Raw genomic sequence first — 26,529 nt, 5'->3', positions numbered from 1 at the left:
CCACACCGGCACGGTGCTGCTCGCCCCTGCGCCTCCGCCGGAGGCGGAAGCGCGGGGAAGAGCATCAGGGCTGCGAGGACAAAGAGAACGCACGTGCCGTAGGACGAACGGCACGTGTTCGATGAACGGATGATGCGTGTGGGTCTCATGGCACGTCAGCGCTGGATCCGGGCAGATCCGCCCTTGGCGAACGCCCGCACCTGTTCCACCGTGGCCATGGTCGTATCGCCCGGGAACGTGGTGACCAGTGCGCCGTGCGCCCATCCCAGCCGGATCGACTCTTCCGGCGATGCGCCGGTGAGGAGTCCGTAGATGAACCCGCTGGCGAAACCATCGCCACCGCCGACACGGTCCAGCACGGTCAGCTCGCAGGTCGGCGCGGTGTAGGTCTGTCCGTTCATCCACGCCACCGCACTCCAACTGTGATGGTTCGTCGAATGCACATCGCGCAGCGTGGTCGCCACCGCCTTCACGCCCGGATGCTTCTTCAGCACGTTCCCCATCATACTGAAGAACGCCGACGGATCGAGCTTCGAGGTCGCATGGACATCCGGCCCCGGTATCCCGAGCCCTTTCTGCAGGTCCTCTTCATTGCCGACCAGCACGTCCACATTCTCCACGATGCGCCCGATCACTTCCACTGCCTTCTTCTCGCCGCCCCAGATGGCCCAGAGCTTCTCGCGGAAGTTCAGATCGAAGCTTGTGACCGCCCCCGCCGCTTTCGCTGCCTTCATCCCTTCAATGATCAAGGCACCGGTGGTCTCCGAGAGCGATGCGAAGATGCCGCCGCTGTGGAACCAGCGCACGCCATTCGCGAAGATCGCATTCCAATCCACATCTCCCGGCTTCAACTGCGCCGCCGCTTCGTTCGAACGGTTGTAAAACACGACCGGCGGACGCACGCCCTGGCCCCGGTCGCTGAGCACGGTGGCCATATTGGGGCCGTTCACGCCGTTATGCGCGAAGCGCTTGTAGAAGGGCTTCACGCCCATGGCACGCACGCGTTCGGCGATCAGATCGCCGATCGGATAGTCGACCATGGCCGATACGATGCCGGTGTTCATCCGGAAACAGTCGGCAAGGTTCGCCGCGACGTTGAATTCACCGCCGCTCACGTGGATCGCGCATTCGGTCGCCTTCCGGAACGGGATGATCCCCGGATCGAGACGGTGCACAAGGGCACCGAGGGAGAGGAGATCGAGTGCGCCTTCCTTGCGAATATTCAAACCTGTGTCCATTGCAGTCATCCTTGTGCTTGTTCAGTGAGATTCGATCCACTGGGTATGGAATTTCCCGGGCTTGTCCACGCGTTGATACGTGTGGGCACCGAAGTAGTCGCGCTGCGCCTGAAGCAGGTTCGCCGAGAGCCGGTCCGACCTGTAGGAATCGAAGTATGACAGCGCGCTCATGAAGGCCGGCACCGGAATGCCATTCTCCACCGCGGCAACGACCACGGTCCGCCACGCCCCCTGGTACGAGCCGATCACGCCGGCAAAATAGGGATCGAGCAGGAGATTCGGCAATGCAGGATCGGTGGCATAGGCCGCCTTGATCTTCCCCAGGAACTGCGCACGGATGATGCAGCCCGCACGCCAGATGGACGCGATCGTGCCAAACGGCAGGTCCCACTTGTATTCCTCGTTCGCCGCGCGGAGTAGCTGGAAGCCCTGTGCATAGGAACAGATCTTCGAACACATGAGGGCGCGGCGGATGTTCTCGATCATCGCGGCACGGTCGCCGGTGAACTTCACCACGGGCCCATGAAGTGCCACGGACGCAACGACACGTTCCTTCTTCAGCGCGCTCAGCATGCGGGCGAAGACCGCATCGGCGATCGTCTGCGCCGGAACTCCCAGGTCGAACGCCACCTGGCTGGTCCACTTGCCGGTCCCCTTCTGCTCCGCTGTGTCGAGGATGACATGCACCATCGGTTTGCCGGTCTCGGGATCGGTCTTGGCGAGGATGTCCGCGGTGATGTCGATCAGGTAGCTGCTCAGCTCACCCTTCTTCCATTCATGGAACACGGTGCTGATCTCGGCGGGCGTCATGCCCATCAGATTCTCCATCAGCCAGTACGCCTCACAGATCATCTGCATATCGCCGTACTCGATGCCATTGTGGACCATCTTCACGAAATGCCCGGCACCGCCCTTGCCCATCCACTCACAGCACGGGGCCCCATCCTCTGCCTTCGCCGCAATGGCCTGGAAGATCGGCTTGAAGCGGGGCCATGCGGCCGCATCGCCGCCCGGCATCACCGCCGGGCCGCGGAGCGCACCTTCTTCGCCACCGCTGACGCCGGTGCCCACGTAGAGGATGCCTGTGCCGTCCAGCGATCTCAGCCGCCGCTCGGTATCAGCAAAGTACGTGTTCCCGCCGTCGATGATCATGTCGCCCGACTGCAGGTGCGGCCGGAGTTCATCGATCACGGCGTCCACCGCCTTACCGGCCGGGACCATGATCAGGATGACCCGCGGAACGCCGAGCGATGCGATGAACGACGGCAACGACGACGCAGCCACGGCATTGGCACCGGCAGTGCGGTCCGCAAAGCTCTTCACCTTCGCCGCGTCCAGGTCGAATCCCGCAACACTGTACCCGTTCCGGGAGATGTTCAGCGCCAGGTTCTCACCCATCACGCCGAGTCCGATGATGCCAATTTGTTGATTGCCCATGGTGATCCTCACTCTCCTCTTATCCTATGAACAACGGCTTGATATGGCGGTCATACAGGTTGTGGGTGACATTCTGTTCGATGGTGCTCCTGCACGCACGGAGCATCTCGCGGTAGCGTTCCCCTGCCTCTGCGGCAATGCGGAACGACACATGAATGAACTGCCGCAGATCGGTGCTGTACCGCCGCGCACCCTGGTCGTGCCGCAACGCTTCCACGAACTGCGCCGGGGTCCATCCGCGCAACTCCGCGGGCGTGGGCAGGTTCGCACGGTCGATCCGGACCACCGTCGCATACGGTTTCAGCAGCTCATCGTACCTGCCGAGCGCATTCTCATACATGTCCTGCACGAACCGGTAGGCATCCCCACCTGCGGCAGCGATCCCGATCACTTCCTCCAGCCACGTGGTGCCTGCGGTCTTCAGATGCAGTCCGGCGCCTGATTCGAGCAGAGCCTTCCGCATGAGCGGATACAGGGAGAATTTGTCGCTCCCCGTGTGCACGCTGAGTTTCAAATTGGAGGGCAGCCCGAAGAGACCGATGGCGTGCTTCACCACCGCAAGGTCGTCGCGGAAATCACGTTCGAACAATGGCACTTCGCCCACGTAGTCGATCCCCTTCAGGAAATCGCCGGTGAATTTCGGAGCGATCGTCTGCAGGGGTACACCCTCACGCGCCACGGCGGCAAGAATGAAGAACAGCTCGGCGGGTGTCTGCGGCGCATCGGCTTCATCCAGGGACATCTCGGGGACGAACGCGGCCGCATCCAGATGGGACGTGATGCTCCGGTAGATCTGACCGGCTTCCTGCACGGCATGGAGGTACTTCCCTGCAATGGTGCGGAGCAGGGGCTCATCGACGGTGATGGGCGCGCTCATCCCCGGAATGCGCAGGGTCCCCTTGAAACGCTCCATGGCCTTGACATAGGCGTCAACATCCGCCGCGGGGGCAGGCTTCCCGATCATTTCGGCGACGTCGATCGTGAAGAAATTGCATGACCCGGTGAAATGTTCGAGCGTCTTGAGCCCGATGTGGTCAGCATCGAGGTAGTACGGCTTCGTCCACCCGGCCGCCGCGACGGCAGCCTGTGCCGCCAGCAGCGTATCCTGCGGGCCGGTCCCGATGATGGAGTGCTCACGGTATGATTTATTCCAGACCGGGACCACGGTCACGCCCTGTTCCGCAGCGGCCTGAAGCGCACGCAACTGTGCAACGCCTTCCATGCCGAACCGGTCACCTATTCCCATGGAGTACTTTTCGATCGTCATGCTCTTTCCTTCTCGATGTGTCTCAGTCGAACCCCCACCGCTCACTCGGTGGTGAAGGTCCAGGTCGTACCGCGGACGGTATCCGCGATCCCCAGCGCATCCACGCGCCAGGTGTACGTTGTGTGAGGGGCGAGCGTGCCGGCTATCCAACGGCGCGCCTCCCCCGGTATCTCGACGCCCTCTGCTCCCCCGGGGCTGAGCACGATACGCTGTGCTCGCGCCCTGCGTGCAGGCACCCACTGCAATGTTACTGCACCAGCCGGTACTCCCCGCACAGCGTTCGCCGGCGATGGGGCTATCGCGTGAGGCAGCAACGAGGGCAGCGTTCCCTCAGGGTCCCACCGCCCGTCAAATGCCCAGCGTGACCCGATCTGCTCTCCGCGCACCGGCGGATCGGCCTGCGCGAGATTGTCCGCGAACCACGCATAGTCGCCCCCGGTCCGCTCGCACCCCCAGTAATACTGCCGGGCACCCCACTGCCACTCTGTCGGGCTCGTCGATGGATGATAGATCGGACGGTCCGCCATGTTCGCCGAGAACCGGCAACGCACAAAGAAGAACTGCCCGTCGCGGTGATTCCTCCCCAACGGGAAATCCGCAACGCCATCAATGAAGGAGTCCGTGATCACGAACTTCATGCTCTTGTTCTTGCTGCCGTCGTGCCAGAAGCTTGCGCTCGGCACATTGTGGCCGAAGAACCGGGAGTCCCGTACGAAGCACCAGCCGCGCGGACAGATATAGTCGACCCATCCCTCGAACGAACATGCGGCATGATAGTACATGCCGTTCTCATGGTCCCACAGGCTGATCGTGTCGCCGCCATCCGCGATCACATCGCATCCGAGCAGGATGATGCGTGTGCTCGATCCCCTGATCGCGAATTGATGATCATGGTCGCCGTAGAGCGATCCGTAGTTGTTGTAGATCGTCAGATTCGCGAGCGTGATATCGTGCGCCAGGGTGTCGATGTTCACCGTGGCAGCGCCCCAATCGCTCCCACCGTGCGCGGCGATCCAGTTCTTCCGGAGTTCCGGATAGACGATGCGTGTGGCGATCCGGTCTTCCCCCACCAACGTGACATACGGCCTGGTCAGGAAGAGCTTCTCCTGGTAGAGGCCTTTCTTGATGAAGATCGTCGCCGGCCTGCCGTCCGCCGGCAGACTCTCGATCGCCGCCTGGATCGTGCGGTGGTCGCCCGATCCATCCTGCGCGACCACGATCTCCTTAGGCCCCCTGCTCCACGCGTCGACAGGGCATGCCACGAGAAGCTCCGGTGATCCCTATGGCGCGGGCTGTCATGCGATCATCTCCCGGCACCGCCGAGTACGGAGGACAGCGGACGATTCCCCTTCGCGACGCACGTTTCCCGGACGATCACTTCCGTGGGGATGATCCGGTTCCCCGGTGCCACGGAATCAGGATGCTCGATCATTTCCATCATGAGTTTCACGGATCCTTCACCGAGGCGTTGTGTGGGCTGATTCACGCAGCTCAGCGCCGGGGTGAGCAATCCGCCGACATCGCTGTCACCGAAACAAATGACATCCACATCCTCCGGGATCCGGATCTTGCGTGCCTTCGCCGCCGCGTACACGCCGAGGGCGATCGGATACGTCACCGTGAAGATACAGCGCGGAAGGGGGCCCGATTCCAGCAACTGCATGAACCCGTGATAGCCTACATCGGTCCCGTACCCCCCCGCAACGATCCATTCCTTCCTGATCTCGAGCCCGTGACGGGTGAGCGCATCGGTGTACCCCTGCACACGGTTGCGGCCGATGTTCACATTCGTGTCGCCGCCGATACAGGCGATGGTCGTATAGCCGGCAGCCATGGCTTGTTCGATCGCCTTCATGCTCCCGCCGTAATCATCCACCAGAACGGCCGTCGATCCTTTGGGTTGCGGGTCGGGGATGCGGTCCATGAAGAGCAACGGGATCCCCATCTGGCGGACCCACTCATAGATCTTGATGTCCTTCAATCGCGCTGAAACGGAGATGATGATGCCATCCACCCGCATGGACACGAGCGTCTGGAGATGCTGGATCTCCTGCTCCTCATTCTCGTGCGACACCATGAGGATGGTCTCGTACTTCTGCTCGAGGGCCTTCGCGTACACCGATTCGATCACCGAACCAAAGAAGAAGTGTGCGATCTTGGGTACCACGAGCCCGAGCAGGTGCGAGCGCCGCGCGGAAAGATTCCGTGCCATGCGGTTCGGACTGTAGCCGAGTTCGCTCGCCAGGCGACGGATCTTCTTGGACATCCCCTCCGAGATATCCGGGTGTCCGCGCAGTGCCTTCGAGACGGTGACGCGCGATACGCCGAGACGCCCCGCGATGTCCGCAAGCGTGATATGGGACTGCTTCTTCATTTCGTCCAACCTTCCTCCAGGGCGATGGCCGCAAGCAGGAAGGGACCCACACCCTTGAAGTCGTTGAGACGCCGGGGCTCACTGATGTAGTACGCATAACTCCCGTCGCGGTACGGCTTGCCGCCAAGACCCGCACTCCGGCACGTCTCATGGAGGTCGACGAACCCTTCTGGCGACACCGTGACCAGCCTGGTGGTGAGTCCTTCGAATGCCGCCTTCGCCTTCACACCATAGGCCGGGTCGAGCCAGCCTCGCTGAACGCCCCGCGCGAAGGCGTAGGCGAACATCGCCGACCCCGACGCTTCCAGGTAATTCCCTTCCCTGCCCGGCTGATCGGTGACCTGCCACCACAATCCGGTCGCCGGATCCTGATGGTTGGCGATCCCCGGCGCGGCATCCCGGAGCAGCGCGATGAGCTCAGCCCTGCCCGGATGCGCCGGCGGCAGGATATCGAGGACATCCACCAGCGCCATCATGTACCAGCCCATGGCGCGGGACCAGAAATTGGGCGACTGCCCGGTCTTCGGATCGGCCCACCGCTGCGACCGGCTCTCGTCCCATGCATGATAGAGAAGCCCGGTGCGCTGGTCCTTCGTATGCGCGTGCACGTAGCGGAATTGCCGCACGATATCCGTGAAGGCAGCCGTATCGTTGTGCATCACCGCGTACGTCGCATAGAACGGCTCGGCCATGTACAGCCCATCGAGCCACATCTGCCACGGATAAATCTCTTTGTGCCAGAACCCGCCCTCTTTCGTGCGCGGATGATCGCGCAGTTGCTGGCGGAGGGTATCTGCCGCGATCATGAAGCGTTGCTCGCCCGATGCTTTCAAGAGCGGAAACAACGCCCGCCCCGCGGCGATCTGATCCAGATTGAATTCCGTCCGCTTGTACGTACGGATCGAGCCATCCGGCGCGATGAACCGGTCCATGTTCTGCTTGATGAACTCGAAGTACTGCCCGTCACCGGTATGCTGCCACGCTTTGTGCAACGCGACGAGCATGAGTCCATGCTCGTAGTTCCAGGCCTGCGACGTCGTGAGAGAATCCCAGGACACGCCGCCGGGATGCCGGAGTACGAAACTCTGCGCGATGCGGGCCGACCAGGGGAGCGAGGGATCCACGATCCGCCTCGCCGTCGGATGGTCCGCTGTCCGGGAAGGTGCACATGACAACACCAGCACCGGCAGGGTGATCGCAAGGAACAGGAGATACGCGTTCCTCGAATTCCTCGTGCTCCTCATTCGTTTCACCGCGTTCACTGCCACGGCTGCCTCCGTTACTTTAACGTTTACTTTCGTAACGTACGAACCACCCTTTTCGCCCTCACCCCGGTTCATTCCCGCACAATGGGGATCGTGCGCTTAGATCCCCTCAAGCGGCTTGATCTTCGGCACCAGCACCTGGATCACCACCAGAGCGAGAACATACGCGGACCCGGCAATGTAGAACAGAGTCATGTAACTGCCCGTCCACTCCAGCAGATACCCCGCGGTCATCGAGAAGAGCATACCACCCACGGAACCGGCCATACCACCCAACCCGACCACCGAACCCACAGCCTTCTTCGGGAACATGTCCGATACGAGCGTGAAGATGTTCGCGGACCAGCCCTGATGTGCGGCGGCGGCGAGGCCGATGAAGAGGACGGCGATCCACAGGTTGGAGCTGCCGGACATGAAGATGATGGGGACGACAAGCAGAGCACAGATCAGCATGACCAGCTTGCGGCTGCTGTTCACGGCCCAGCCCGAGGCGATGAGGCGCGACGATGCCCATCCGCCACCGATGCTGCCAACGGTGGTCATGGTATAGATGGCAATGAGCGGCAGCCCCAGATTGGTCAGCGTCAGGCCATACTGCGTGTGCAGGAACTTCGGCAGCCAGTACAGATAGAACCACCAGATCGGATCGGTGAGGAATTTGCCAAGGACGAAGGCCCATGTCTCCTTGTGCCTGAACAGCACGGCCATCGGCACCTTCTCCTTCGTTGCCTCTTCCCTGTCACTCAGAATGAACGCCAGTTCTTCCTTGCTCACCCGCTTGCTGATCTCAGGGCGCTCATACAGCAGCAACCACGCGATGATCCAGAAGAACCCGATCGCGCCGGTCGCGATGAACGCACCGCCCCACCCCCAGTGCTCCGCAAGCCACGGTACCGTTGCCGGCGCCACCACCGCACCGATGTTCGCTCCTGAATTGAAGATGCCCGTCGCCAGCGCCCGCTCCTTCTTGGGGAACCACTCTGCGGTCGTCTTGATCGATGCCGGGAAGTTGCCTGCCTCACTCACGCCGAGCAGCGCCCGCGCGATGCCGAAGGACAGTGCCGAAGATGCCAGGGCATGCGCCATGGCGGCCACGCTCCACCCGACGATCGAGATCGTGTAGCCGAGCTTCGTGCCGTACCGGTCGATGAAGCGGCCGAACAGCGGAAGGCCCAGCGCATACGCCGCCTGGAACGCGACCACGATGTAGCCGTACTCGATCTCACTCCACCCGATCGCCTTCTGCAGATCGGGAGCCAGGATGCCGAGCACCTGCCTGTCGATGTAGTTGATCGTGGTTGCAACGAAGAGCAGACTGCAGATCGTCCAGCGGTACCGTCCGCCCGGAGGAGCCTGTTCAGCCGAAAGCGCGGAAGCTGCCATCAAAGAATCTTTCCTGTGAGGTTGTTACTTCAGATCGGACATGGCCACCGCATCCATATCCCCGAATTCCTGGTTCTCACCGCCCATGGCCCAGACGAAGAGATAGTTCTTCGTCCCGGACGCACAATGGATGGACCACGGCGGCGAGATGACCGCCTCCAGATCACGCACAAGCACATTGCGCGTGGCATCCGGCCGCCCCATCAGATGCACGACGAGGTCATCCTTCCCAAGCCCTGTGTACAGGTAGATCTCCATGCGTCGCTGGTGCGTATGCGGGGGCATGGTGTTCCAGACACTCCCCGGCGCGAGTTCCGTCAGTCCCATCACCAGCTGACAGCTCCGCACGCCCCCCGTATGGATGTACCGGTTGATGGTCCGCTTGTTCGCCGATTCCATCGAACCCAGATGCGACTGGTCCACGTTTTCCCGCGGAGCAAGCGTGGTCGGATACGATGCGTGCGCCGGATACGACGCGAAGTAGAAGAGAGCCGGGGCATCCGCGCTCGCACTCGTGAAGGAGATTTCCTTCGTCCCGCGGCCGATGTACAGCATGTCGCGGAAACGCATCACATGATCCACGCCATCGGTGCGGACCACGCCGTCGCCACCGAGATTCACCACGCCCACTTCGCGCCGCTCGGTGAAGTAGTTCGCGGCCATCTCCTTCTTCGTCGCCTCGAGCACGAGCGCGCCACTCCTCGGCACCGCTCCACCCGCGATCGCACGGTCAGCATCACAGTACACCATTCTCACTTCGTCGGGGACGAACAGTCCGTCCAGCAGGAACGCCCGCCGGAGCTCTTCCGTCGTCCAACGCTCGTACGAGCGATCATCAGGCAAATACCGGATATCCATCGTTTCCTCGAAAGTTCATTGACCTACTGTAGTTTCATCACCGGAACGTGGTGATGCGTGTTACCGTGCCATCCAGCCGCCGTCCACGACGAGGACATGGCCGGTGACATAGTCCGATGCATGCGATGCAAGGAACACCGCTGCCCCACCGAGATCCTCGGGCGAACCCCAGCGGCCCGCCGGAATACGGTCCAGGATGGACTTGCTCCGTGCCGGGTCCTCGCGCAACGCCTTGGTGTTATTCGTCGCCATATACCCCGGGGCAACAGCGTTGACCGTGATGCCCAGCGCCGCCCATTCATTCGCCAGGGCTTTCGTCACCTGCGCCACGGCGCCCTTGCTCGCGGCATACGACGGCACGATGATGCCACCCTGGAACGCAAGCAATGATGCAACATTGATGATCTTGCCGTACTTCCGCTTGATCATATCCTTTGCGGCGGCCTGGCTCAGGAAGAAGACGGTCTTGCTGTTGATCGTCATCACGTCGTCCCAGTCCTTCTCGCTGAAGTCGATGGCCGGCGTGCGGCGGATGATGCCTGCATTGTTCACCAGGATGTCCACCTTGCCGAACGCCGCAATGGCCGTCTCCACGACGAGCGGGATTGAGGACATCTGCATGAGATCCACGCTCAACACCTGCGCTTTCCGTCCCAGCTTCTGGATCTCGGCGGCAGTGTCGCTGCTCGACACATGATCGACAAGCAGGATATCCGCTCCTGCCGTCGCGAGCGCAAGGGCCATGCCCTTGCCGAGCCCCGTGCTGGCACCGGTGACGATGGCGGAAGAACCTGTGAGGTCAAAAGATGGGGTCATGAGTGTTTCCTTGAGCGGTGGAGGGGTGACTTGGATGACGATTCCGCGTAGACCGGGAACGGGAAGTACCGGCGTGCATTCTCGTAACAGACATCGCGGACCAGCGCGCCGACAAGTGCAAGGTCGTCCGGGATCATCCCGCGCGCCATGTCGTCGCCGAGCATCGCGCACAGGATCCGCCGGAAGTACTCGTGGCGCGGGTACGACAGGAAGCTCCGGGAATCCGTGAGCATCCCGATGAACTGGCCGAGCATCCCCATTGCCGACAGGGCCTCGAGCTGACGGATCATCCCCTCGCGCTGGTCCAGGAACCACCATGCGGACCCGAACTGCATCTTCCCTGCCACGGAGCCGTCCTGAAAGTTCCCGATCATCGTGGCCATCAGTTCGTTGTCCGCCGGATTCAAATTATACAGGATCGTCTTCGTGAGCTTTTCTTTATCATCGAGGCGGTCCAGGAACCGGGCGAGAGGCGCGCCCTGCGGCCAGTCCGCGATCGAATCGAACCCCGTATCCGGACCCAGGGTGCGCATCATGCGGGTGTTATTGTTCCGCAATGCGCCCAGATGAAGCTGCTGCACCCATCCCCGTTCCGCGTCCATGACCGCAAGCTCATGCAGGATAGCGGACTTCACCTTGCGCGCGGCCATCGGATCGAGGGTCCTGCCGGTCAGAACCTGCCCGAACAGATCACGGACGCCCTGCACGCTGTAGTCCTCGGCATAGACCTCATCCAGTCCATGGTCGGAGAGCCGGCAGCCGTTCTCATGGAAATAGGTATGCCGCTTCTTCAGGGCCTCGAGCAGCGCATCATAGGACCGGATCTCCATATCCGCCGCGGCCGATAGTTTCAGCAGATAGCCCACGTACGTCACGGGGTTGTCCACCGCCATCGCCTTGTCGGGGCGCCATGCGGGGTACACCGCCGCCGGCATCGTCGGGTCGGCTGCCATCGCACGATGGTGTTCCAGCGAATCGATCGGGTCATCCGTCGTGCAGACCACCTCGACGTTCATCCGTTTCATGATCCCGCGTGTGGTGAAGCCCGGTTTCGCCAGGAGCGCATTGCATTTCTCCCAGACGCCCTTTGCGGTATCCGGGCCGAGGAGCGTGTTCGTGATCCCGAACGGCCGGCGGAGTTCCAGATGTGTCCAGTGGTAGAGCGGATTGCGGAGTGTCCGAGGGACCGTCTCTGCCCACTTCTCGAACTTCTCCCAGGGGGTCGCATTGCCGGTGATGAAGCGTTCATCCACCCCACACGTGCGCATCGCACGCCACTTATAGTGGTCGCCCTCGAGCCACGGCTCGGTGATCGTCGCAAAGCGGCGGTCCACCGCGATGCTCTTCGGGTCCAGATGGCAGTGATAATCAATGATCGGCAGGTCTTCCGCGAACTCATGATAGAGCCGGCGGGCCTGTTTGGTTTCCAGCAGGAATTCTTCACCGATGAAGGGCCGCCGGCGGGGTGCCGGACGCTTCGACTTCGATCTCCGCTTCGCTTGTGCCACCGTCACCTCCCTGTCACTGCATCCTGTCGCGATGCGCCCACAGCCCGAGCGCAGGATTTGAAATGTAGAAGATCTGCTCGCCGTCCGGCATCGTCTGGAATCCGTCACGGAGTGTTGCCGGATCATACTTCTGCATCATCGGCGCCAGGGGCTCGTAGCGGAAATTCGCGCGTTCGATCTCCTCGCGCGACACGCCACCCGGGCAATACGTGATGGAGAACCGGCCATCGGACGAGCCATGCATCAGGTGCGCCGCGGCGCTCAGGCTGGCGCTCAGATCCGCGTTCTTCTTCACCAGCTCCAGCACCTCACGGGTGCCGACGTAGCCGTACTTTCTGATAAGTCCGTCGATGCGCGCATCCTCACCGAACTTGACCACGCCCGGCGCCAGGACGATCAGTTCCCCGCCGTCAGCGATGGCCATGCGCGTACGGTAGATGCTCTTGTTGCCGAGCCATGTGCTCTTGAACTCGGAGGGATCGAGGTACACCACGACCTTGCGGAGCGGTTCCGGCACGAGGATGAAGTTCACCTCGAGCGACAACGCGGCCGCCTTCTGGAATGTCGCATCATCGTCGCCGATGTACAACCCGCGCACAACGAGCTTCCCTGTGGACGGGTCGGTGCCCACGACGGTGAGCACATAGACGATGGGCAGGTGCTTCGCGAAATGATCCGCACCATAGGACAGCACCCGGCGGACGGGCGTATCGGCGCGGCCCATGATCCGTTCCATGCCGTAGGCGGCGCCCAGGAAATGCGTCCGGTGGATGCTGTCCACGCCGCCGGTACCGACGAAGATGTTCTTCGTCTGGTTCGCCATGCCGATGACCTCGTGCGGAACGACCTGTCCGATGGAGAGGATGAGGTCGAAGCCTCCTTCGTTCATGAGTTGTGCCACCTGTATCGGGACGGGGTACTCGACGGCACCACCCGACACCGAGCGGACGAATTCCGCCGGCACCTCGCCGAGGGTCGCCACCCCCGTGCGAAAATCATGCGTGCGGAACAGGGAGCGCGGGAGGTCGCCGAACATCGCTTCGATCTCATGCTCCGACATCGCTTCGTGGGTTCCGATCGCGGGAAGGATGCCGCCCACCGCCTCACCATAGTGCTCCACGGCCATCCGCGTCAGCGGACCGGCCTGCGAATGCGCACGGGTAATATCGGGAGGCACGAGAAGCACCTTCCTCCTGGACCCCAGTGCACGCAGGGTTGCGTGCAGGGCAGTGCGCATCTCGTCAGGAGAGATGCGGTCGGTGGCCGATCCGCGTTCGAAATACGTCACGTCTTAGACTCCGGAATATGCGTTGAAGCCACCATCCACGGGGATGGTCACGCCTGTCACAAATGTCGCAAGATCCGACATCAGGAACAATGCCGCGCCCTGAAGATCTTCCGGTTTTCCGAATGTGCCCATCGGCGTCCCGGCCAGGATCTTCTTGCCCCGGGGGCCGAGTTCACCTGTCTTTTCGTCGAAGAGGAGGAACCGGTTCTGGTTCGTGACGAAGAACCCGGGGGCGATACCGTTCACCCGGACGTTCACCTTGGCAAGGTGCACCGCGAGCCATTCGGTGAAATTATTGACCGAGGCCTTGGCAGCGGAATAGGCAGGGATCTTGGTCAGGGGGTGGAAGGCATTCATGGAGGAGATATTCAGGACCACGCCCTGCTGCCGTGCGACCATACCCTCGGTGAACACCATGGTCGGGATGATGGTCCCGAGGAAATTCAGATCGAACACTTTGCGGAATCCATCCACATCCAGCCCGTAGAACGAGTCGGCCAGCCGGCCCATATTCTCCGGTGTGATGAATTCCTCCTTCGTCGTCGCCTTCGGCGAATTCCCGCCGGCGCAATTGATCAGCATGGACACATCGCCCAGCTTCGCGGTGATCGTCGCCAGCGCCTGGTCCATGGAACCGCGGTCCAGCACATTCCCTTCGACGCCCAGAGCGTCCGTGCCGTAGGTCTCCTTCAGCGAGGCGGCCAGCTTCTCGGCGTTCTCCTTGATCAGGTCCACGATGACCATACGGACGCCGACCGCCGAGAATCCTGACGCGAGGGCCTGACCGATGATCCCGCCGCCGCCGGTGATGACGCACACGCGTCCGGCCATGTGCTGGAATGAGAGTGCATTTGCCATTGACACGATCTCCTTGCATAAGACCCCCGGGAGGCACCATGCCTCCCGGGGTAGACAGCAGCCCACAATTAACGGACAAGCATCATCTTCATCGTTGCAACCTTCTGGTCGGCGGACAGCCGGTAGAAGTACACGCCCGAGGCGAGGCCTGCGGCGGTGAACTGCATTTCATGACGTCCGGCCGAACGGAGATCGCCGTTGATCAACGTGGCGACCTGACGGCCGAGGATGTCGTACACTTCCAGTGTGACCTTCGAAGCCCTGGCGAGCGTGAACGTGATCTGCGTGCTCGGGTTGAACGGGTTGGGGAAGTTCTGTGCCAGGGAGAACGCTTCCGGCACCGCTTCGCCCTGCTCCTGCACATCCACCGTCGGGTCGTTCTTCCATGCGGTGTAGCGTGCCGGGAACCAGTTCAGGTCGCCCACCGGGTAGTTGCCGTCTGCGGCAGTGTACACCGCATCGGTCGTGGGGAATGCCAGATTGAGGGTGTCGCTGTAGTATCCAACACTTCTGCGATCGTAGTCATACATCGGCAGCCAGTTGGTCGTTTCCTTCGTCTTGCCGGAACCCAGCGACGCCTTCGGCGTACGGTACCATTTCATCATGGCCACCATCAGCTTCGGCATGTTCGGGAATGTCGTCGTGGTTTTCGTGAACGCCGTGGTGGAATCCGCGCCGATCCGGCTGTTGATCTTGTAGGTCAGTGGTGAGCCTTCCGTCAGGGCCGGGTTTGCCACGATAGGCCATACCGAGGCGGAGTCCAGGAACCCCTTCCCTGCGGTACTGACCACATAGTAGTTCTTCTTCACGGTCCATGCGGTCGAGTCGTTCGGAACCGAGACGACCCAGGTCATCCGGGCGCCACCGAACGCATCCTTCTCGCCGCTGTCCGTGAACTCGGCCTGACGCACGGCGTCGGAGTCCGCGCCCATGGCGAACGCATCATACAGCAGGTTGTCCTTGATGATGACCTTCTTGCCGGTCCTGCCAAGCGACAGCATGCCGTGATAGCTCATGCCATTGACGCAGGTATTGTGTTCGAACCGGAGGTACTGGATATTCGCCGTGCTCGAGAAGTGGCGGATGATGCGGTCCTGCCAGTTGATGAAGCTGTTGTTCACCACGATGAAGCTATCGATGGAACCCGCACGGATATCGATCCCCTTTCCTGCACCGAGGTTCGACCGGCCGAGGAAGCCCATGTCCGTGAACCGGCAGTTCGTGATGCGCAGGGTCCTGAGCGGCTGATCCGTACGGACGTGATTGCCATTGGTCTGCGACAGGATACAGCTGTCAAGCGTCAGCGTCAGGCCCGCCACGCCCGTGTTGAACAGGGAACCCTGCAGGTGGTTCAGGAACGAGGTGTCCTGCAGCACATAGTTGCCTGGTTCAAAGTAACCCGAAATAATCAAATTCTTCAGGGATACATTGGCACGCATGGTGATGAAGGTTCCCGGGGGATTGCCGGTCGTTGCGCTCGGATAGAGATAGATGATCGGCTTGCTGACGTTGCCGGTCGTATCATGCGTCTGCATCCGGATGGGGTAGCCATTGGTGATGGCGGCCTGTGAGAGGTAGACGCCTCCACGCTGCAGCACATAGACGACGTTGGAATCCCGCCGTGCCCCGTTCGGGAGCGTATCGCCAACGATGATGGTGTTCAGATACCGTGAGTTCACGCTATAGGGCGGGATCCGGTACAGATTCTGTGCATCCGTGGCAACCGGCAGCAGTGATAGAACGAGCATCACTGCAAGTAGTAATTGCAGCTTGCGCATGACAGCCTCCTGTGTGGTGATGGTGTGGTACATGTTGCTACGATGGTAGTTGTGCACGACAAAACGATCAGAATTCAATTCTTACACCCAGATCCGCGGTCAGACCGTAGCGCTGATTCGACGTCAGGGTCTCCCAGTTGGCGCTCGGGTCGCGATTGACCGTGTACACCTGTTCTTCAATGCTTGAGAGATTATTGATATTGAAAAGGACCGAGATATTCTCCGTCAGGCGCTGCTTGAGGGAAAGGTCCCAGCGTGAGAAGTTCTGGACCACCGGGTCGCTCCTCCGCGATGCAGAATACGAACGGTTGTACTCGCCCTGGAAGAAGACGGACAGGCGCCCCGTGAACCCGCCGATGTCGTACCCGACCGCCACGTTGCCAAAGAGTTCCGGCTGCCCTTCCAGCTTCTGTTTCTGCTCCGAGAGCACGAAGGAATACCGTTCGATCGTGCCGATACCCGGAATGAACGTACGCGAGGTATCGGTCCGGTACGACAGCACAAAGGTCTCCGAGCGGATGATGGAGAGGTTGTAGCTCAGGACGATATTCGACAGGAGGCCGGGAAGGAACGAAAGGTTCGCCTGGTGCTCCACTTCGAAGCCCCAGACCTTCGTTGGCTTGTCGGAGTTGGTCGCGTAGGTGAGACTCATCGGTGAGTTCCTCGGGAACGGCATCGCCCAGGTGATGCCGAGTGTGTCAAGTATGGACCCCACGCCCCGCTTGTAGTCCATGGGAATGTTGCTCACCGTGTGAAACATGTCCGCGATGTCCCGGTAGAAGGCGGACACCGTAAAGAGGCCGATGTCGTTGCCGAAGAAGGAGGTATTGACCTCGAAGTTCCAGGCTTTCGCGTTCTTCAGATCCGGATTGCCCGCGGTCACGATATTCCGGGGGTTGGTGATCCGCGCAACAAGTTTGTTGAGCCGCATGTTGAAATCCGGCCGCGCCAGCGCACGGTACGCCGCGAACCGCACGTTCATGAACTCGGTCGGACGCAGGGTCAGGTGGAAATTGGGCAGGACACTCGTTTCCGAATGTTGCGCCGTGGTGTCGATGAAGGACCCCGTCACCGGGAACCCGGACAGTGCCGATGTCGAGTAGACCGAATTGTAGTCATCGGTCTCATGTTCGACACGCACGCCCGCGATCACTGTGGCGAAGGAGCCCACGTTGAAGGTGTTCATGAGGTACACGGCGGCGATCCGCTCCGTGATATCGTAGTAGTCGCCGGCGGCCTCGGGGTCATAGTTGTACTCGCGCTGGTTGCCGGAGGCACTGACACCATTCTTATTGAGTTCGTACCACTCCCGGAGGGCATCCTTGCTGATCAACGGATTAAGGCTGAACCGGTCAAAGATCGCCCTCTTCTCCGGGGACGCTCCCACGAAATTGGTCAGGAGCACGAGCCGTCCTACGAGTTGCAGATCGGCGAACCGGCTGCCCGCGAAATTCTTGGGCTGAATGCTGCCGTCGCCGGCGATGGTGTGGGTCCCGAAATACGACGACAGGTAGTACGGCGCCATCAGGCTCGTCGACTCCTTGAAGCGTGTGCGGTACCGGTACTTGCCGCCGACCTTGACATCCCACGTGAGTTGATCTCCAAGGACGACCTTCCGGGAGATGTCGAAGAAGGCCGTCCGTTCACGGTCATGGTTCTTTTCGGTCGAGTACACCGCTGTGTCGAGCGATGACGCGCTGAAATTGTTGTAGGCATAATCAATGAACTGTTCCACCGGCCCCTTCCAGATGGACTCCGGAATGCCGCGCATACCCGAGATTCCCGTGCTCGGGGCTTCACTGAACTGCATGCGGTAGTCATACGGCAACTGCGACTGCGATTGGGCGAACGACAACCCCCAGGTGACGTTCATGTCATACACCATATTGTCGCCACGAATGGAACTGTTGAAGACGTTGATGGCCTGCTCGCGGTCCCAGATCGAGTAGTAGACGCGCTCGCCTCCATTCGGATAGTTCCTGCCATACGTCGTGTAGTCCCTGTTCGTCTGGCTGAACATGTTGTTGATCCTGATGGTCCCGCCCTCCGGCGTATTGATATCAAGGAGGAGACCTGCACCACCCCGGCGGCGTGTTTCATCGACGAAATTGAGCGTCAGGTCATCGATATAGTAGTCCGTGTAGTTTCTCCATGTTCCATCCAGGCTGAGATTGTACTGCTCGCGACTCCGGTCCCGCTGTTCCAGATTCCCGCTGACCTGGACGCCGAGCACGTTATCGAAGAACCGCTCACTGTACTTTGCGGAAATGTCGTATTGACCGAGATTGTCCGTCATCTTGCTGTAGAGCCCCTTGGCATCGATCCTCACCTGGCGCTCTTCGGGGGCCTTGCGGGTCACGAGGTTGATGCTGCCGGCGATCGCGTCGGCATCCTTATCGGGCGTGAGTGCCTTGAACAATTCGATACCTGCGAGCGTCCCCTGTGAGAACGTGCTCAGATCGACGCCGTGCGAATCGGCATCGGTCGGAGGGATGCGCACACCGTCGATGGTGAAGCTTGTGAATTTGTCGCTCATGCCACGGAGGATGACCTTGTTCGCTTCTCCGCCGGAACGGATGATCGAGACGCCGGGCAGTCGGCCGATCGCTTCGGCCGCGTTCGCGTCCGGCATTTCCTTGATCTTTTCTTCCGAGATCACATTCACGATCGTGGACGACGTGATCTGCTGGTTGATGGCGGCGACCTGTCCGCGAGCCTGTGCGGTGATGACGACCTCGTTGCCTTCGAGCACATCGGGCACGAGTGCGGGGTTCAGCGTGACCGTGGCCTTCCCTTCGAACGTGGTCGGATACTCGCGCTGTTTGTAGCCGACGTACGACACGCGGACGCGGTACGTACCGGCGGGGATATTGGTCACATTGAACTGCCCTTCTCTGTCGGTAACGCCCCCGATGGCTGTGCCGATCAGGTGGATGTTCGCGCCGACGAGAGTTTCATGCGTGACGGAATCCCTCACCGTCCCGCGCAACGTGCTCTGGGCGAAGCCGGCTGCCGGGATCAGCAGGAGGAGCAGGGTTGCATGGAGTATGGAACGAAGCATAGGAGATCTCCTTCTCTTCACCGTCGCGTCCTGTGCGCGGGCGCGACGGGTGTACAGATTCGATTTCGAGAACAGACGGGAAGCGTGATTGGTGGTCCGTATGCGTGAGGGGTGGCCCCAGTTCTCACGGTGCCGTGAGGGGATTAGCTGCTGACGTTTCAATGAAACGGATCTGCTGAAAACCCCCGCAACCGGCATCATTACGGTTACTTTACCGGTAACTGTATCGTGAACGAAGATACTAAGGGAATTCTAGAGTGTCAAGAAAAAAGTAACCGGTGACCAAGAAAACGCAGTACGAAGACGGGTGACTCTGTTGCCATTGACCTTGACCCGTTCCTTGGTTACTATTATTGAGTGCTACGCCGATTCCCCTGCTCTTTCTCCCTCCAACTCTCGCTGCTTTCCAAACGCATTTCTGATGGGGGGAAGACATCAGCATATCTTACACCGTCCAGGTACGGAGCCTTCATGAAGCGAAGCGTCATTTGTGCGAGCCTTTGTGCGGCAATACTATTGTGCATCCACACCCCGGCCCTCGCGCAAGGTGAGAGTGCCGTCCCGTTCCTCCTGATCGCACCTTCTCCCGGCGCGAACGGATGGGGTGGCGTGTCCACGGCCGTCGCATCGGACGATCCGATAGCTACCTTCGTGAACCCCGGTCAGCTCGGATTGTTCAGCCTGGACAACTACTTTGCCGCATCCACCTACGCGCCGAAGACCCGGTGGCTCCCGGCGTTCGGGAACCCTGACCTCACGTACAATGTCACTGCGGCAAACGCAGGAGTGAACCTGGCGCGGGTGTTCGACCTGAAACTGCCGATCAGCATCGGGTTGGGATACTCACGGGTTTTCCTGAACCTCGGGACGTTCATCACGACAAGTCCGTCCTCACCTGGAGCGAGCACCAGGCATGAATCATGGGAACGATCGGAATGCTTCAGTCTGGGCGTGGGGGTAGACTACTTTGTAAGGCTCGGCGTGGGTGTGAACTTCGAGAAGATCGTCTCGAACCTTTCCCCGATCGGCACCGAGCAGGAAATGGGGACCGGACGGGCCGAACCGTCGGCGACCGATGTTGGTGTGTTGCTGGAGGCTCCCATTATCGACATCGTTGCGAAGGTGAAAGGAGAACCGGTAACACTGGGGTCTGGTCTCTCTCCTCTTGTGAATCTCTCGATAGGATACGCTCACCAGAATCAAGGGCGGAGTGTCTCGTATGTGACCGCGGCAATGAGCGATCCCCTTCCCCGCAATGCTGTTCTGGGGATAAGCGCAGAGCTGGGTCTGGTGATGGATGTGGACAACCGGCCCTGGAAAGTGATCGCGTTCACGCTTGCGCGCGAAGCCGAGGATCGGCTCATCGTGCGAAACGGGAACGGGACGTTTGAGTACCAGTCGGGCCTCGGAGATATCTCTTTCTTCAAACATGTCATCCGGGGAAAGCTCGATGACAACGAGCGGCCCGAACTGCACAAGGGGTGGCAGTTGGAGATCGGCGAAGCGATCGCCATACGGGGTGGGAGTTTCAGGGAGTCGCCCAATTTCGGAGCCCGAAACTACTCGACCGGAGGATACGGGATCCGTCTCGCCGGCTTTTTGCGGCTGTTGTCGGCCATCGATGCAGGTATCCAGTCGGATGGGATGGTATCGTTCCTCGCGACCCACATTGACCTGGCGTATGATCACGCGGAATATGTCACGACGGGTCCCCTCGGCTCGACCACGTTCAATGGGGTGCGCATCGTGATCCGCTAGCCTCGATGCAGCCAATGGATTTCGGGGTGGGCGACACGAAAAAGCGCTTGCGGATTTCGGAGAAATGCCTTATCTTAATGTTGCTGTAGACGTTCTTACCTCTTCAAGGTCTTCCGGCACTTCACCCATCCAAGCAAAGCGTATTCCGGGCGGGAGAAGTCTCAAAAAGAGCCAAAAAGAGGGAGAAAACAAAGGGGGCGGTAGCTCAGCTTGGTTAGAGCGCCTGCCTGTCACGCAGGAGGTCGCGGGTTCGAGTCCCGTCCGCCCCGCCACAAAAGCCCGCCTTCGGCGGGCTTTTGAATTATCAGTTATCCATTATCCATGGATCATGGATAATTTAGAGCCCGGAAGATTTCCGGGCTCTTCTGCTATCTGTACCTCTCCCCCCCCTCCCCCCCGGGCCCCCCTCTCCGCACACCTACTTTGATAAGCATCATGCCTTTTTTGCCATGAACCCCCGGGTCTGTATCCGGTAAAAGCACTCTGGATGCGAGATGACTTCCTCGAAAGCCAGAGAATGCACCCCGGCATCGGTGTTCCATCGAAGATCGCTGCCTCCTCCTGGCCAAGCGGATTGTATACGTGACTCGAACGACGGAACGTTCTGGGAGCGAGAATCGAATCGTCGTGGAAGGATTGAAAGGATTAGGGTAATTCTGCTCAAGGGTGAATTCAAATGGATATCCGTCCGATACATGCTCAATCCCGTCGACAGTCGACCGACGCGAATAGTAAATCCCTCGATCGCGCGACGACCATCCTTTCCCCCAGAGGGCATGGACCCCTCCCAGCGCATCCGCGCGGATCACGGATTCACCAGGGTCAACCACCACAGGGCTCGACAAACTCACCGGCCTGGTCCATGCGCCGCTGCCGCTTGCCCGTGTGCTGTAGAGCCCGCTGCTGCGCGAGTTTGCGCGCTCACGGAGATACCAGAGCACGTGAGGGGAATTGTTCACGTCGAAAGCGAGTGAGGGCCTGATCGATTCTGTGGTGTCGTAGACAACCTCCGGCGCTGACCACGTATCTCCTCGCTTCGTCACCAGACGGATCCCGTTGGCAAAGTCTCCATACGCATTGAGTTGCTGATCCCAAACAATGTTCGGATGCCCATTCCGATCGAGCGCAATATCTGGACGGACCGACTCAAGCGTGTCATCAGTCGTGATACGCTCGATTAGCGACCACGATCCATGATGCCCCTTCCTGTAGAAGACCTCGTATGACCACTTCGGAGGGATTTCACCACAGAAAGCCACATGAACGGTGTCTCCCGGGCCGACCACCAAATGCGGAAACGCGCCGGTGAAATTCGTATCGGAGAGAATGACCGAGGGAGACCACCCGTTGGCCACGTTAAACGAGCGATACAACACCTGGAACGTCCCTTCGCGATAGTTGTCGTGCCAGACGAAGTGGACTGTGTTGTCGCTCCCGATGGCGATACGGGGGAAATAGGATTCTCCTTGTCGCGTCTCCGAGACATTCTGCGCCTCAGACCAACCCACACCATCGAAATGCTTGTACAAGATGTCCGATGACCCATACTCACACCAGACAACATGCGGGCCTCCTGACCCATCGATGGCAATGTCGGGAGTACGATCCATAACACCCGTATCCGTTATTGCCACTGGTGGGGACCACACTTGTCCATCGCTTGTTGCGAGAAAGATCTGAGCCCTCAGATCCCAGGGCAGTTGATTCTTGGATTGCCAGGCGGCAAATACTTTCCCTCTCGGGGTGACTGCCATCGATAGGAACTCACTTCTCGAAGAATCGCTCCCCTTGAGATTGACGGGCTGTGACCAGCCAGGGGTCTGGGCTGAGGTTTCGAGACAGCACAAGAGAAGGAAAGGAAGTGTTGCGATCATCGCCAACTCACGCGTCATGGCGACTACCATTGTCAGTCTCATACGCGAATTCCAGGCCCATTCAAAAACAAAAATGCCTCCCATCCACAGAATCCGGATAAGAGGCATATTCAAGTCCATCGTTCCCCCCGATAGTACTGATCGAATATACACCGGGGCTCTGGGAATGTCAAGTAGCCGAAATTCGCCCCAAAACGGCGAATTCAAGCATCATGGGTGTTCTATGTGACCCCCGTCTACCTCCCGTTACAAAAGCCCGTCGGCGGCTTTTGAATTATCACTTATCCATTTTCCATGGATCATGGATAATTAAGGAGCCCGGAAGGATTTCCGGGCTCTACTGTTTTCTGTGGCTCTCCCCCCCCCCGACCGTCAACGTATTAGGATCAGCTTCTTCGTTTCCGTGTAACTACCAGCTTCCAGACGATAGAAGTACACCCCACTCGGAAGGTTCATTGCGTCGAACTTCACATCGTGGTACCCGGCGTCCTGGACTCCCCGGACAAGCACCGCAACCTCCTGCCCCAAGGTGTTGAATATCGCCAAAGAGACTTGCGACGTCGTAGGAATTGCGTACCGGATCCATGACGATGGATTGAAAGGGTTTGGGTAATTCTGGGACAATGAGGCAGAAGTGGGCATGGCATGCAAAGGGACCGCTGCCATGACCTGCCCCCCGCCAGCAAGATAGGCGGTCGCCGCAGCCGAGAAGCGCGCACGGCCAAGGAACGATTGAAAATTCATATGTGCAACCCTGTCATTCACAGTACCTACGTAAGGACTGCGATTGCCTTCCATATACTTGCCTGTAATGGATACGGCGTTGTACCCTTGTTGCCAGAACGAGACGTGATCGCTCCCCACCAGCACTGGATTGAAAACGCTCATCGTGATGCCTGTATTCACGTCCCGAGAGAGGGCGAGCAGCGAATCGCCGAGTCCTTGAGACTGCGCGAATGCCCGAACCCAGATCTCGCCCCTCGATGTCTGCACACTGTCCCAACCAGTCATGATAACATTGAGGACCGCACGAATGCTGTCTCCTCGCGCCCGAGCCTTCGTTGCGTAGCTGGTGCTCCCGAGTCTGCCTCTCTCACAAGCATCCCAAAGCGCATAGACGATGGTGTGGCGGGTCGAGTAATGACTCATGACCCGCGCCACTTCTAATACCGTAGCAACGCCCGATGCATTTCCGTCGGCCCCCGGAGCAATCGTCTGCCCCCCAACGAGGGCATCATAGTGAGCCCCAATGATCACCTTAACGTCCGGCTCGAGCGTTCCAGGCTGTTCCGCGAGAACATTCACATCCGCGATCGAATAGTTGGTTGCGACCCCAAATGTATCCAGCCGGGTTACGAGGCCGTAGGCGTCGAGCTTCGTCTTCAGATACAGCCGCGCCACTTTCCGTCCCGTCGAATCGTAACGCCCCGCGATCCGGTAGCTTTCGTCCCCGAGGCTGAAAGTGGTATCATCGGCCAGGCAGCGGACGTGGACCCGCAAAGAGTCGAGGTTGACGCTGTCCGCGATGCTCTGGATCTCACATGTCTGGCAATTGAGGTGCGATGGACAACCGCACACAAGCAGCCAGACCAAGATCGCAAATATGCCGCACGTCTTCATATTCCATCCTCCAGAATCCTCGTCAGGTTTCCGCGTTCCCGGCGTCATTTCCATCGACAATAACATTGAGCTCGCCGATGTCCAAAGGGTCAGCGAAGGGGCACACGCAAAGCCGGGCCGACAGCCCACGTGCTGCAACACTACGGAGACCGGATCGGTTGAGAACTGGTAGTGTGGTCATATGAGAATCGGAAATGCCAGCACCTGAGTCAATATGTGGGTCTGATTCATTTGAACCCCCCAATGTTCTTCAATTCCCAACGCTATCGAATTTTGAATAATCGGCGCCCTTGAGGATAGTCACAGCCAACGAAAATTGCCCCGTCGGAGCTGATTGCCGGCCGAGATGTTATATCGACAATTCCTCCCGAAGCACTCCGTAGGACCATTGAAAACTTGAGCGAGCCATCCGGTTTGAACGCGTAGAAATTAGAGGAATCCGGACCCGCTCGAGAAGTGCCCAGATAGATGGTTCCTTCATTGTCGATCGCCGGGATGCAATCGGTGATTAGAATATACCTGCTCCACTTCACATGGCCCGAATAGTCGATTGAATAAATCGATGTCCCGGCGATATAGATGGATCCGTCCACGCCAATCACCGGTCCACCATCATGCCGGACTAAACTGAGGTCATCTATCTGCCAGCGCACGGTACCCGCAGGGTCGACCGAGTAGAGTGTCTGGTCACAAGCAAAATAGATATTCCCTTCGTTATCGACGGCTGGTTCAGTTATCGTCGAATTCCCGACCGCAGGAGCATCCAGGCGCCACCGTTCGCTTCCCGCTGTGTCCACTGCGTAGAGACTTGCACCTGCATAACCTCCGCCCGGGCAGTAGATCGTGCGTCCATCGGGTGAAAGTGCAATTGAATTGGACGTAAGGCGCCGAACCGATGGTGCATACTTCCACTTCAGTGAGCCGGACTTTGTCAGAGCATACAAGTGTGTCGTGCCCGTTGAATCACTCGATGAAAAATACACTACATCCCCGTCCCGCGAAGGAACGGGTGTGCTGAATTGAGCATTGCCACCTGTAGAGAAGGACCATTTGATGGCTCCGCTTTCATCAAATGCCCGGAAAATTCCCCCTAATGTGGGGGTGGCATAAACGGTTCCGTCGGACCCAATTGTGGTCAAGGAATTTGAAGCACCTCCCAAATCGAACTTCCATTTCAACCCACCAGCACTGGTAATGGCGTACATGTACTGATCATGACACTGAAAATAGACTGAACCATCCGGCCCGATCACGGGGGAAGAGTAGATGTAATTGTTCGTTTCGAAGGTCCACTCGACAATTCCAAATTGAGGACCCCGATATTGACTTCTCCCTGTGTGCTGGGGATCATGAAGAAATGTCGGCCACGGGGAGTCTGCTAGACCCGGCCAGGCGATCTGAACTTGAGTCTTGGTCGATGGAAGGGAGCTCAATCCTTCGACCGGCGCTGTGCAACGAACACACGAGAGAAGGAGACAGAAGAGAAGGAATACGACTATGATGGGTTTCATGGAGTACCCCACGGGAAACGCGCGCAATCATAGACCATCGCCTGCACTATTCACGGGTCGGAGTCTCCTGAGAAAGCGGCTGAAGTGTGAGAGGGAATGCTACAATCTAGGGGGGGGCAATCGATCTCATAAGGCGCTTGCAGCCGATCTCCGATCGCAGATATCGGCAAGCAGTGTGAGAGAATGAACAGGTAAGGGAATACTAATTCAAACATAGGAGAATGTCAAGGAGCCCGACTGGTCAACAGAAATTCCTCATTTCTGCCTTGGATGAGCAATCTCCAGGACCCTCAGTGTTCTGCCAGTCCCCCGTCCACCCCGCCACAAAAGCCCGCCTCCGGCGGGCTTTTGAATTATCAGTTATCCCTTATCCATGGATCATGGATAATTTGGAGCCCGGAAGCATTTCCGGGCTCTACTGTTTTGTGGCCTCCCCCCACCGTCGGATGAGCAAAAGCTTCTTCGTTTCCACGCAACTCCCAGCCTGCATCCGGTAGGAGTACACCCCGCTCGGGAAGCTCGCGCCGTCGAACCGGACCTCGTGGTAACCTGCTCCCTGTTCGCCGTGCTGGAGAACTGATAGCTTCTGCCCAAGGGTGTTGAATACCGTCAGGGTAACGTACGATCGATTCGGA

General features: G+C 59.4%; 19 protein-coding genes and 1 tRNA gene. 2 read left to right on the top strand and 18 right to left on the bottom strand.

The genetic code is table 11. The annotated features are described in order from the left end of the window. Nucleotides 1-155: 155 nt before the first annotated feature. The 14 genes from IPI01_00480 to IPI01_00415 form a co-directional block, all read right to left on the bottom strand. Nucleotides 156-1,238 carry a sugar kinase gene (locus IPI01_00480; GenBank protein ID MBK7256308.1) on the bottom strand — a complete coding sequence of 361 codons (1,083 nt, stop codon included), beginning with the start codon at nt 1,236-1,238 and terminating at the stop codon, nt 156-158. A gap of 21 nt (nt 1,239-1,259) precedes the next feature. Beyond that, entirely contained in the window at nt 1,260-2,675 is a 1,416-nt protein-coding gene (gene gndA, locus IPI01_00475; protein MBK7256307.1) for an NADP-dependent phosphogluconate dehydrogenase, read from the bottom strand. A gap of 19 nt (nt 2,676-2,694) precedes the next feature. After that, on the bottom strand, nt 2,695-3,942 hold the full coding sequence (locus IPI01_00470; protein ID MBK7256306.1) for a hypothetical protein: 1,248 nt from the start codon (nt 3,940-3,942) through the stop codon (nt 2,695-2,697). Between the two features lie 41 nt (nt 3,943-3,983). Beyond that, a complete protein-coding gene (locus IPI01_00465; GenBank protein ID MBK7256305.1) occupies nt 3,984-5,204 on the bottom strand; it encodes a pectin esterase in 1,221 nt (406 codons plus the stop codon). Between the two features lie 41 nt (nt 5,205-5,245). Next, nucleotides 5,246-6,316: a LacI family DNA-binding transcriptional regulator gene (locus tag IPI01_00460; protein ID MBK7256304.1), complete on the bottom strand. Its 1,071-nt coding sequence runs from the start codon at nt 6,314-6,316 to the stop codon at nt 5,246-5,248. Further along, nucleotides 6,313-7,560 carry a glycoside hydrolase family 88 protein gene (locus IPI01_00455; protein ID MBK7256303.1) on the bottom strand — a complete coding sequence of 416 codons (1,248 nt, stop codon included), beginning with the start codon at nt 7,558-7,560 and terminating at the stop codon, nt 6,313-6,315. Before IPI01_00455 ends, IPI01_00460 begins: the two co-directional genes overlap by 4 nt. Before the next feature lie 120 nt (nt 7,561-7,680). Continuing rightward, nucleotides 7,681-8,964: an MFS transporter gene (locus IPI01_00450; protein MBK7256302.1), complete on the bottom strand. Its 1,284-nt coding sequence runs from the start codon at nt 8,962-8,964 to the stop codon at nt 7,681-7,683. Nucleotides 8,965-8,988: 24 nt separating this feature from the next. Then, nucleotides 8,989-9,822 carry a 5-dehydro-4-deoxy-D-glucuronate isomerase gene (gene kduI, locus IPI01_00445; GenBank protein ID MBK7256301.1) on the bottom strand — a complete coding sequence of 278 codons (834 nt, stop codon included), beginning with the start codon at nt 9,820-9,822 and terminating at the stop codon, nt 8,989-8,991. Nucleotides 9,823-9,882: 60 nt separating this feature from the next. Beyond that, the gene (gene kduD, locus IPI01_00440; GenBank protein ID MBK7256300.1) at nt 9,883-10,638 is read right to left on the bottom strand and encodes a 2-dehydro-3-deoxy-D-gluconate 5-dehydrogenase KduD; all 756 of its coding nucleotides are present in this window, start codon (nt 10,636-10,638) and stop codon (nt 9,883-9,885) included. Then, the gene (uxaC, locus tag IPI01_00435; GenBank protein ID MBK7256299.1) at nt 10,635-12,272 is read right to left on the bottom strand and encodes a glucuronate isomerase; all 1,638 of its coding nucleotides are present in this window, start codon (nt 12,270-12,272) and stop codon (nt 10,635-10,637) included. Before uxaC ends, kduD begins: the two co-directional genes overlap by 4 nt. Beyond that, on the bottom strand, nt 12,160-13,383 hold the full coding sequence (locus tag IPI01_00430) for a DUF2088 domain-containing protein (protein ID MBK7256298.1): 1,224 nt from the start codon (nt 13,381-13,383) through the stop codon (nt 12,160-12,162). The genes uxaC and IPI01_00430 overlap by 113 nt, the downstream gene beginning before the upstream one ends. A gap of 54 nt (nt 13,384-13,437) precedes the next feature. Continuing rightward, nucleotides 13,438-14,292 carry an SDR family NAD(P)-dependent oxidoreductase gene (locus IPI01_00425; protein MBK7256297.1) on the bottom strand — a complete coding sequence of 285 codons (855 nt, stop codon included), beginning with the start codon at nt 14,290-14,292 and terminating at the stop codon, nt 13,438-13,440. Nucleotides 14,293-14,360: 68 nt separating this feature from the next. Beyond that, complete coding sequence (locus IPI01_00420; protein ID MBK7256296.1) at nt 14,361-16,070, bottom strand: T9SS type A sorting domain-containing protein; 1,710 nt, start codon at nt 16,068-16,070, stop codon at nt 14,361-14,363. A 67-nt stretch (nt 16,071-16,137) separates the two neighbouring features. Continuing rightward, entirely contained in the window at nt 16,138-19,131 is a 2,994-nt protein-coding gene (locus IPI01_00415; protein ID MBK7256295.1) for a TonB-dependent receptor, read from the bottom strand. Nucleotides 19,132-19,602: 471 nt separating this feature from the next. On the opposite strand from IPI01_00415, the gene IPI01_00410 reads away from it, so the two are divergent. Both IPI01_00410 and IPI01_00405 read left to right on the top strand, forming a co-directional pair. Beyond that, the gene (locus IPI01_00410; protein ID MBK7256294.1) at nt 19,603-20,889 is read left to right on the top strand and encodes a hypothetical protein; all 1,287 of its coding nucleotides are present in this window, start codon (nt 19,603-19,605) and stop codon (nt 20,887-20,889) included. 194 nt (nt 20,890-21,083) lie between these two features. Continuing rightward, nucleotides 21,084-21,161: transfer RNA gene (locus IPI01_00405), tRNA-Asp, on the top strand. A 96-nt stretch (nt 21,162-21,257) separates the two neighbouring features. On the opposite strand, the gene IPI01_00400 is transcribed toward IPI01_00405, so the two are convergent. The 4 genes from IPI01_00400 to IPI01_00385 all read right to left on the bottom strand — a co-directional run bounded on the left by IPI01_00400 (nt 21,258) and on the right by IPI01_00385 (nt 26,507). Beyond that, nucleotides 21,258-22,883 (bottom strand): hypothetical protein, encoded by a 1,626-nt coding sequence (locus IPI01_00400; GenBank protein MBK7256293.1) that lies wholly within the window; start codon nt 22,881-22,883, stop codon nt 21,258-21,260. 252 nt (nt 22,884-23,135) lie between these two features. Then, a complete protein-coding gene (locus IPI01_00395) occupies nt 23,136-24,449 on the bottom strand; it encodes a M28 family peptidase (GenBank protein MBK7256292.1) in 1,314 nt (437 codons plus the stop codon). A gap of 197 nt (nt 24,450-24,646) precedes the next feature. Continuing rightward, nucleotides 24,647-25,588, bottom strand: coding sequence for a PQQ-like beta-propeller repeat protein (locus IPI01_00390; GenBank protein MBK7256291.1), 942 nt, complete (start codon nt 25,586-25,588; stop codon nt 24,647-24,649). 721 nt (nt 25,589-26,309) lie between these two features. Then, the gene (locus IPI01_00385; protein MBK7256290.1) at nt 26,310-26,507 is read right to left on the bottom strand and encodes a T9SS type A sorting domain-containing protein; all 198 of its coding nucleotides are present in this window, start codon (nt 26,505-26,507) and stop codon (nt 26,310-26,312) included. Between the last annotated feature and the right edge of the window lie 22 nt (nt 26,508-26,529).

The sequence above is a fragment of the Ignavibacteriota bacterium genome, assembly GCA_016707525.1.
GTDB lineage: Bacteria > Bacteroidota > Ignavibacteria > UBA10030 > UBA6906 > JAGDMK01.
The sequence above is the reverse complement of the archived record's forward strand: the minus strand, read 5'-3'. Positions and strand labels throughout refer to the sequence as shown.

Coding starts and splice junctions, on each gene's coding strand:
- IPI01_00480 (MBK7256308.1), bottom strand. CDS start 1,238: ATGGACACAGGTTTGAATATTCGCAAGGAAGGCGCACTCGATCTCCTC.
- gndA (MBK7256307.1), bottom strand. CDS start 2,675: ATGGGCAATCAACAAATTGGCATCATCGGACTCGGCGTGATGGGTGAG.
- IPI01_00470 (MBK7256306.1), bottom strand. CDS start 3,942: ATGACGATCGAAAAGTACTCCATGGGAATAGGTGACCGGTTCGGCATG.
- IPI01_00460 (MBK7256304.1), bottom strand. CDS start 6,316: ATGAAGAAGCAGTCCCATATCACGCTTGCGGACATCGCGGGGCGTCTC.
- IPI01_00455 (MBK7256303.1), bottom strand. CDS start 7,560: ATGAGGAGCACGAGGAATTCGAGGAACGCGTATCTCCTGTTCCTTGCG.
- IPI01_00450 (MBK7256302.1), bottom strand. CDS start 8,964: ATGGCAGCTTCCGCGCTTTCGGCTGAACAGGCTCCTCCGGGCGGACGG.
- kduI (MBK7256301.1), bottom strand. CDS start 9,822: ATGGATATCCGGTATTTGCCTGATGATCGCTCGTACGAGCGTTGGACG.
- kduD (MBK7256300.1), bottom strand. CDS start 10,638: ATGACCCCATCTTTTGACCTCACAGGTTCTTCCGCCATCGTCACCGGT.
- uxaC (MBK7256299.1), bottom strand. CDS start 12,272: ATGATCCGGCAACACTCCGTGACGGATTCCAGACGATGCCGGACGGCG.
- IPI01_00430 (MBK7256298.1), bottom strand. CDS start 13,383: ATGCGCACTGCCCTGCACGCAACCCTGCGTGCACTGGGGTCCAGGAGG.
- IPI01_00425 (MBK7256297.1), bottom strand. CDS start 14,292: ATGGCAAATGCACTCTCATTCCAGCACATGGCCGGACGCGTGTGCGTC.
- IPI01_00420 (MBK7256296.1), bottom strand. CDS start 16,070: ATGCGCAAGCTGCAATTACTACTTGCAGTGATGCTCGTTCTATCACTG.
- IPI01_00415 (MBK7256295.1), bottom strand. CDS start 19,131: ATGCTTCGTTCCATACTCCATGCAACCCTGCTCCTCCTGCTGATCCCG.
- IPI01_00410 (MBK7256294.1), top strand. CDS start 19,603: ATGAAGCGAAGCGTCATTTGTGCGAGCCTTTGTGCGGCAATACTATTG.
- IPI01_00400 (MBK7256293.1), bottom strand. CDS start 22,883: ATGGACTTGAATATGCCTCTTATCCGGATTCTGTGGATGGGAGGCATT.
- IPI01_00395 (MBK7256292.1), bottom strand. CDS start 24,449: ATGTTATTGTCGATGGAAATGACGCCGGGAACGCGGAAACCTGACGAG.
- IPI01_00390 (MBK7256291.1), bottom strand. CDS start 25,588: ATGTACGCCATTACCAGTGCTGGTGGGTTGAAATGGAAGTTCGATTTG.